This window comes from Mesorhizobium sp. CA12 (genome assembly GCF_020165255.1).
Classification (GTDB): Bacteria; Pseudomonadota; Alphaproteobacteria; order Rhizobiales; family Rhizobiaceae; genus Mesorhizobium.
This window is the reverse complement of record NZ_JAIUHT010000022.1, coordinates 84,787-90,786: the sequence shown is the minus strand read 5'-3', so window position 1 is coordinate 90,786 and position 6,000 is coordinate 84,787. Positions and strand designations below refer to the sequence as shown.

Here is a 6,000-nt window from a genome sequence, read left to right as displayed (position 1 = left end):
GTCCGAAAGGACGACCAGGATTCATTCGGTCTCCTTCCCACTTCAACCATACACCAGAACCAACACACAGGATTCTAGGGTCTGCGCGCGTCGCTTCGCTCCTTGCTCCGCCCTAGAATGACGAAGGACAGGTTGGCGGGACAACACCTCCCTCTGCCCTGCCGGGCATCTCCCCCGCAAGGGGGGAGATTAGCAGCTCCGCCGGCGGCGCCTTTCCTGCAACGTCGATGATTCGCGAAAGCGGTCGCGACATCCAATCTCCCCCCTTGCGGGGGAGATGGCCGGCAGGCCAGAGGGGGTGTGACGGAACTCGACGACTGCCCCCAAGACCCTCACCTACCCCAGCGCCTGCTCCAGATCCGCGATCAGATCGTCCCCATCCTCGATCCCACACGACAGCCGCACCAGCGAATCCGAGATGCCGATCGCACCGCGCTTTTCGGCCGGGATCGAGCCATGCGTCATCAGCGCCGGGTGCTCGATCAGGCTTTCGACGCCGCCGAGGCTCTCGGCCAAAGTGAAGAGCTGCGTGCGTTCGAGGAAGCGTTTTGTTCCCGCCAGGTCGCGGTCGAGATCGACCGAGATCATGCCGCCGAAGGCGTGCATCTGCTGGACGGCGATGGAATGCTGCGGGTGGCTGGCGAGGCCGGGATAGATGACCCGGCGGACGTCTTTTCGCGTTTCCAGCCATTGCGCTATTTTCAGGCCGTTGGCCGAATGACGCTCCATCCTGAGCGCCAGGGTTTTTATACCGCGCAGCGCTAGAAAACTGTCGAACGGGCCGGAAATGGCGCCGACGGCGTTCTGCAGGAATTTCAGCTGGGCGGCGAGGTCCTTGTTGTCGCCGACGACCGCCACGCCGCCGACCATGTCGGAATGGCCGTTGAGATATTTCGTCGTCGAATGGACGACGATGTCGATGCCGAGCTCCAGCGGGCGCTGGATATAGGGGCTGCAGAAGGTGTTGTCGGCGACGGTGAGCAGCCCCTTGCGTTTGGCCAGGGCGGCGACCGCTTCCAGATCGACGATGCGCAGCAGCGGGTTGGTCGGCGTCTCGACCCAGAGCAGTTTAGTCTCCGGCCGGATCGCGGCCTCGACCGCGGCGAGGTCGGTGAAGTCGGCGAAGCTCACCTGCAGCCCGGCGGAGCGCTTGCGCACCCGCTCCATCAGGCGGAACGAGCCGGCATAGATGTCGTCGGTGGCGACGATATGGGCGCCGGAATCGAGCAGCTCGAGCACCGTGCCGATCGCCGCCAGGCCGGAAGCGAAGGCGAAAGCCGCCGAGCCGCTTTCGAGGTCGGCCACGGCGCGCTCGAAGGCAAAACGCGTCGGGTTCTGGCTGCGGGCGTACTCAAAGCCCTTGTGCACGCCGGGCGACTGCTGGCCGTAGGTGGAGGTGGCGTAGATCGGCACCATCACGGCGCCGGTCAGCGGATCGTGGCTCTGGCCGCCATGGATGGCGCGGGTGGAAAAGGCCAGGCGGTTCTTGCCGTTCGAAGTCATTTGGCGCGGCGCCTCAGATGGTTGATCAGGTCGATACGAGTTATCAGGCCGATGAACTCTTCGCCATCGAAGATGATGGCGACCTCGTTGCGGTCGAAGACAGGCAGCAGCGCGTCCAGCGTCTGATTGGCCTGCAGCGTGTGCAGGTTCGACGTCATGGCCGTGCGCACCGGCGCGTTGAAACGGTCCCAGCGGCCGTCATAGGGCCCGTCGACCTTGGCTAAAATATCGCTCTCGTCGACGATGCCGACCAGCCTGCCTTGGTCCAGCACCGGCAGCTGCGAAACGTCGGAGCGGCGCATGCGGCCATAGGCGTTGAGCAAGGTTTCCTCCGGGCCAACGGTCACAATGTCGCCGGTGCGGGGCGAGCGCATGACCAGGTCGCGCAAATCGCCATGCTGTTCCTGGTCGGCAAGGCCCTGCTCGGCCAGCCAGATGTCATCGAAGACTTTCGACAAATACTTGTTGCCGCTGTCGCAGACCAAGGTGACGACGCGTTTTGGCGTCGTCTGCTCGCGGCAATAGCGAAGCGCTGCCGACAGCAGCGTGCCGGAGGACGAGCCGGCCAGGATGCCTTCCCTGGACAACAGATCGCGCACCGCCAGCATGCTCTGCTTGTCGGGAATGGAATAGGCCTTTTTCACCAGCGACAGATCGGCATTGGGCGGCACGAAATCCTCGCCGATGCCTTCGACCGTCCAGCTGCCGGCCTCCTCCATCTTGCCGGTCTTGATCAGCGGCGCCAGCACCGAGCCGACCGGGTCGGCGAGCACCATCTCGGTCTTCGGCGAGTGTTTCGTAAAAAAGCGGCCGAGGCCGGTGAGCGTGCCGCCGGAGCCGACGCCGACCACTACAGCGTCGACATCGCCTTCAAGCTGCGAAAAGATCTCCGGGCCGGTCGTCGTCTCATGCGCCAACGGGTTGGCCGGGTTGGCGAACTGGTTGGCATAGAAGGCGCCGGGCAGCTCGGCGGCGATCTTCTCGGCCATGTCCTGGTAATATTCGGGATGGCCCTTGCCGACATCGGAGCGGGTCATGCGCACCTCGGCGCCCAGCGCGCGCAGATGCTGGATCTTCTCGCGCGACATCTTGTCGGGCACGACGAGGACGATGCGGTAGCCTTTCGGGATGCCGACCTGGGCGAGGCCGAGGCCGGTGTTGCCGGCGGTGGCCTCGACAATCGTGCCGCCGCGCTTCAGGCGCCCCTCATTCTCCGCCGCCGCGATCATCGACAGCGCGATGCGGTCCTTGATCGAGCCGCCCGGATTCTGGCTTTCAAGCTTGATGAACAGGCGGCATTTGCCGGTGTCGAATTTGGTCAGCTCGACGATCGGCGTCTGGCCGATCAGGTCGAGCACCGAAGCGTAAGGCGGACGAAGTCTCGACAGGCTGATGTGCGCGCCCTTCGGCGCCGCTTTTGTCTGCTCGCTCATCTTCATTGCTCCATCGAAGCAGTTCGAGGCGGATGTCGGCAATCTCGCGCGGGAAGCCGCGGGAATCCATTCCGGTTTCGCGGATCGCGCGCCCCGTCTTTTCCAGCCCTTTTCATCAGGAAAGAAGATAGATCGTGCCAATCCGGCGGCGAGTGGAGGAATGGAATTCTAGCGGATTGCTTCGCAGTCTCTCATTGTTGAAGCCAGCGCGAGGCACCCCCCTCTGTCCTGCCGGACATCTCCCCCGCAAGGGGGGAGATTGACAGTTCCGTCGCCGGCGCTTCCCCTTCGACGTTGGCGATTGGCGAAAGCGGTGATGAAGTCCGATCTCCCCCCTTGCGGGGGAGATGCCCGGCAGGGCGGAGGGGGGTGCTGTCCCGCCAGCATGTCAGAATTCCTGTTGCCAGCGAGAAGCCCTGCTATCCCAACAACTGCTTGCCCAGCTTCGCGCATTGCACGCGGATGTCGGGAATGGCGTCGATCTCGAAGAAGGTGCCGCGCGTCAGCGGTCCGACGGCGAGCAGCTTCGACGACACCGTGCCGTCGGCCGCGATCAGCTCGCATTTCGCCGTGACATCGAGACCGAGGCGCAGCGGATCGGGACGCGCCAGCCCGCGCTCGACCAGCGAACGCACGACACCGTTCGACGTCCGCGATATGTCGCGGGCGATGCCCATGCAATCATAGAGACGGGCGACGTCCAGGGTCTCGACGTCCTGCGTGCCGCGCGGCTGGATTTTCACCACGAAGCCGCCGTTCGGTTCTATGGCCACCACCCTGCCGGCGACGAGACGGATGCGGCCTGAGGCGACCGCCTCGGTGACGCGCGCATAGACTTCCGGCGCCATGCGGTGGCGGTGGATGTCCCACCAGGCCTTGGTGTGCTCGACGAAGCGGCGCTTGGCCGAGGACGGCCAATTCTGCCAGATCGCCTGGTTGAAGGGTCTGAGACCATCGACGACGTCGCGCCAGTCGCCGCCGGCTTTCTGGGTCTCGCGGATCAGGTTGCGGAACCAGCCGACGAAATAGGAAAGCTGGGTGCCGAGCGGAATATCGGCGATATCGAGCTTGATCGGATTGCCCTTGCGGTGCGGCGACGGCAGCAGGCCGCGACGCGACACCGCGACGATGGCGCCGCGATGGCCGCGCTGCTCCAGCGACAGGAAAGCGTCGACCATGCTCAGGCCGGTACCGAGCAGCAGCACCTGGGCTTCAGCATCGAGCGCAGTGTCGGCCTCCGTCCCCATGCGGACGGCGTGACCCTGAAAGGCGCCGGGCTGCTCGTCGTGACCGGTGGCCAGGACGGCGAGATGCGCGACGACGCTGGTGCCGTTGGCGAGTGCGACTTCGACGCCCGACGAGGTCGGCGCGATCGACAGGCTCTCCTCGCGGATCAACCTGAGACGCCCGGTCTCGCGCTCGCGCTCCTCGAGGCCCTCGAGCACATCCTGCAGATAACGGGCATAGAGGCTGCGCGGCGCGTAGAACGGTCCCTGGTCCGGCCTGGCGAGGCCGCGTTCCAGCACCCAGCGCGCGAAATGCGTCGGGTCGTCGGCATAGGCGCTCATGCCGGAGGCGTTGACGTTGAGCACATGCGCCGAGAGCAGCGTCGAATAGGCCATGCCCTGGCCGAAATGCGGCCGCTTCTCGATCAGCGTGACGCGCAGGTCCGGATTGGGCGACTTCAACAGGTGCGCGGCCAGCACGACGCCGCTTGCGCCGCCGCCGACAATGATGATGGAGTTGCCGCGTCCAACCATGACTGCTAGCCGAACGTGACTCGAGCGATCAGCGCTGGGCGAGCGCCGCGGACGGCCTCAGCCGCAAGCCACGAACGATCGCCGGAACGGTTTTTTGAAGGTCGCGCATCGTTCTCTCACTCCCAATGTTGATAAGATTACTATACTAACCGTGCCAAGCACGAAATCGCAGTCCCAATGCCACCCCCTTTGAAGCATGGATTTGCCGAGAAGGGATGACAGGCGGATTTTTCGTTCGCTGGGGTGTTTTGTGGGAGGGCGGCGGCCATCTTCCTTCGTCATTCTGGGGCGGAGCGACGCGCGCAACGATGCTGCTTGCCGGCGAATGCGACCGCCTGACCGCCAGCCGTCTCCGCCCCGACCGGCAAGGTCATATGCGCGAGCGGGTCGCCCAGCGCAGGCCGACCACGCCGACCAGCATGGTGACGAGGCCGATATAGAGCCATTGCGTCTGCCCGGTCATGAAACTGTCCTTGACGAGACCGAGGCCTTGCAGCGACCAAAGCGCACCCAGCCCCAGCACAATCAGCGCCAGCACAAATCTGATCAATCGCATCGGCTGGACCCTCTCCGGAAGTCGATCCTGAACGGCAATGGGGACGCAACAAAAGACGTCGAGGAATCGAAGCAGTTCCGTCCCTCAGTACTTCAAATCTTGTGGGCCGATCTTGCCCCGAATGTCCCGTATGCAGGCCCGATATTCAGTGAGAATACGCCTTAACGGGGCTGTGAATATCATGACAAACTGTTTCGCGGCGACTCCAAACGTGTGCTGTCGCCATGGAACCGCCAGATCAATGCCGCATTTCTCGCCTCATTCGGCACATATCGGCGGGGCATATCTCTAACGGAGCCATCCCCAAAGCATGAAGAAAACTAACCAGACTGCGCTTGTCGCGGTAACGATCGCGGCTGGCCTGATGGCCGGCGCCTCATCCGCCTCCTCCGCCGCCGCGCAGTGCGGCCGCGCTTCCTGGTATGCGCTGCATTCCAGAACCGCCTCAGGGGAGCGCATGAACCCCTCGGCACTGACTGCAGCCCATCGCTCCTTGCCCTTCGGCACCAAGCTTCGGGTCACCAACAAGAACAACGGCCGCAGCGTCGTCGTGCGCATCAACGATCGCGGTCCGTTCGTGAAGGGACGCATGCTCGATCTCTCCCGCGGCGCCGCCGGCCAGCTGGGCTTCATCGGTTCGGGCCATACCGCCGTCTGCATGGCGCGCGTCTGAGCCGCCTTAGTTTTCATGCATGTCGTCATCCAAAGGGCTGCCCACTTCGGGGCGACATGCATTGGTCGTGTCCGG

5 protein-coding genes are annotated in these 6,000 nt (G+C 64.1%); 1 reads left to right on the top strand and 4 read right to left on the bottom strand.

The window, feature by feature from the left end; genetic code table 11:
- Positions 1–336: 336 nt before the first annotated feature.
- The 4 genes from LB520_RS26745 to LB520_RS26730 form a co-directional block, all read right to left on the bottom strand.
- Entirely contained in the window at positions 337–1,503 is a 1,167-nt protein-coding gene (locus LB520_RS26745; protein ID WP_224639936.1) for a trans-sulfuration enzyme family protein, read from the bottom strand.
- The gene (locus LB520_RS26740; RefSeq protein ID WP_224639935.1) at positions 1,500–2,936 is read right to left on the bottom strand and encodes a pyridoxal-phosphate dependent enzyme; all 1,437 of its coding nucleotides are present in this window, start codon (positions 2,934–2,936) and stop codon (positions 1,500–1,502) included. The genes LB520_RS26745 and LB520_RS26740 overlap by 4 nt, the downstream gene beginning before the upstream one ends.
- Before the next feature lie 419 nt (positions 2,937–3,355).
- Complete coding sequence (locus tag LB520_RS26735; protein WP_224639934.1) at positions 3,356–4,696, bottom strand: FAD/NAD(P)-binding protein; 1,341 nt, start codon at positions 4,694–4,696, stop codon at positions 3,356–3,358.
- A gap of 370 nt (positions 4,697–5,066) precedes the next feature.
- Positions 5,067–5,252 (bottom strand): hypothetical protein, encoded by a 186-nt coding sequence (locus LB520_RS26730; protein WP_224639933.1) that lies wholly within the window; start codon positions 5,250–5,252, stop codon positions 5,067–5,069.
- A 310-nt stretch (positions 5,253–5,562) separates the two neighbouring features.
- Between LB520_RS26730 and LB520_RS26725 the strand changes: the two genes are divergently transcribed.
- On the top strand, positions 5,563–5,925 hold the full coding sequence (locus tag LB520_RS26725) for a septal ring lytic transglycosylase RlpA family protein (RefSeq protein WP_095767965.1): 363 nt from the start codon (positions 5,563–5,565) through the stop codon (positions 5,923–5,925).
- The last annotated feature ends 75 nt before the right edge of the window (positions 5,926–6,000 follow it).

Bases quoted from the DNA above. Each gene is read 5' to 3' on its own strand.
- LB520_RS26745 (WP_224639936.1), bottom strand. From the start codon at position 1,503: ATGACTTCGAACGGCAAGAACCGCCTGGCCTTTTCCACCCGCGCCATC.
- LB520_RS26740 (WP_224639935.1), bottom strand. From the start codon at position 2,936: ATGAGCGAGCAGACAAAAGCGGCGCCGAAGGGCGCGCACATCAGCCTG.
- LB520_RS26735 (WP_224639934.1), bottom strand. From the start codon at position 4,696: ATGGTTGGACGCGGCAACTCCATCATCATTGTCGGCGGCGGCGCAAGC.
- LB520_RS26730 (WP_224639933.1), bottom strand. From the start codon at position 5,252: ATGCGATTGATCAGATTTGTGCTGGCGCTGATTGTGCTGGGGCTGGGT.
- LB520_RS26725 (WP_095767965.1), top strand. From the start codon at position 5,563: ATGAAGAAAACTAACCAGACTGCGCTTGTCGCGGTAACGATCGCGGCT.